Annotated in this window: 3 protein-coding genes; all 3 read right to left on the reverse strand. The window is 63.9% G+C overall.

The window, feature by feature from the left end:
• The coding region (locus tag APY03_RS43785; protein WP_232324272.1) for a DEAD/DEAH box helicase family protein at positions 1 to 593 on the reverse strand (593 nt) is incomplete at its 3' end.
• A gap of 136 nt (positions 594 to 729) precedes the next feature.
• Positions 730 to 1,035 (reverse strand): hypothetical protein, encoded by a 306-nt coding sequence (locus tag APY03_RS14680; RefSeq protein ID WP_003098895.1) that lies wholly within the window; start codon positions 1,033 to 1,035, stop codon positions 730 to 732.
• A gap of 89 nt (positions 1,036 to 1,124) precedes the next feature.
• Positions 1,125 to 1,390, reverse strand: a 266-nt coding sequence (locus APY03_RS14685; RefSeq protein ID WP_232324273.1) for a methyltransferase, incomplete at its 5' end; no start/stop codon positions are given.

Below are 1,390 nucleotides of genomic sequence, written 5' to 3' on the forward strand. Positions count from 1 at the left end.
TGGGTGAAGACGGGCTTCCAGTGGAAACCCATCCGCATCCTGACGCGCCCCAGGACGAAGAACTCCTGGCCCGTGGGCTGCACGCCCAACTGCTCACGCAGCTTGAGGAGCTTGACGAGCGTATCCGGCCCATTGAGCACCCATACCTTGGCGCCGGCCACCGTCTCCTGGATCTCCCGCCGCCACTTGTAAACCAAGTGCGGTGGCGACAGGACCAGAGTGCGGCGGTAGCCTTCGGCGTTGAGCACGGCGGCCGCGGCGATGCCAACGGTCGTCTTACCACAGCCCATCTCGCCATTGACGATCGCGGCGCGTTCGCCACGGTCGATCAGCAGCTCGGCGGCGGCGTGGACGACTTCGGCCTGGGCCGGGAACAGCTTGCGTTTGAGGCTGGCGACGATGAGCTGCCGGTGCGCCTGCGGTTGGCCGGTATAGACAGGCGGGTTGGCGCTGTTGAGGGCGTCGAGCAGTTCGTCGCCGAACTCGCCGACGAAATCCTGAAGGCTCAGGGTCAGAGGGGATGATTCCGCGTCGAGCAGTTCGCCCTGTACGGGCGCGGCGTCAGCGGCAGTGGTTTCGAGATCGAAGGACATTGTGATGCTCCAATGAAAAATGGGGCATGCACCACCCCCAGCGGGGCAATGGCATGCCCCGTGGTGGGAAGGAAATCGGCGCGCGGCCGAAGGTGGTTGAAGATGCTGGCCTGAGTGGCCTGCGGGTGAACCGTGCTCAGTCTTCGGACGGCAGCACGATGGCAGTGACGCTGCGCCCCGCATCGGTGATGATGCGAATGGCGAGTCCCGGGTGGATCACATAGTGCGATTCCAGCGACGCGCCCGATTGAAGTGCAACGCCGTTGGCGTGCCATTGGCAGACGTTGACGTCACCCCAGTCGCCACGGGTGTGGCGCCTGAAGTACGGAATCGGGTCCAGGCGACCCGCGCGGACAAGGCGATCAATGCCTCGGCTGAAGATGAGCGCCCCGATGGGGAACGCCAGCCTCTGGCAGTAGGTTTCGATGCGATGCGATGCCATGGGCTCCTCCTTGAAAGGCTATTGAGCCACGACACCCCTGGCGGAGTGAAGTGGCTCCGTCAAGTGGATGGGATGACGAGGCGGCGCCTTCAGATCAGGTCGCGCTCTTCGGGAAGCTGGACCACCGTGGTCTGGTGGTCTTCGCTGGTCTTCACGAGCAACACCAGTTCCGGCGTGATCCGGTACTGGGAGATCATCAGGTTGTCCTGTTGGATTGCGACGTCGTTGGCTTGGCGGGTGGCCTCATCGATCTCGCCCCAGTCCCCGCGCACATGGCGCTGGACATAGGCCAAGGGGTCGATCAGGCCTCGCCGAGCCAGCCAATGCACCTTCTCGCTCAACTTCAACGTACTCG

The organism is Variovorax sp. WDL1 (genome assembly GCF_001541225.1).
Classification (GTDB): domain Bacteria; phylum Pseudomonadota; class Gammaproteobacteria; order Burkholderiales; family Burkholderiaceae_C; genus Variovorax.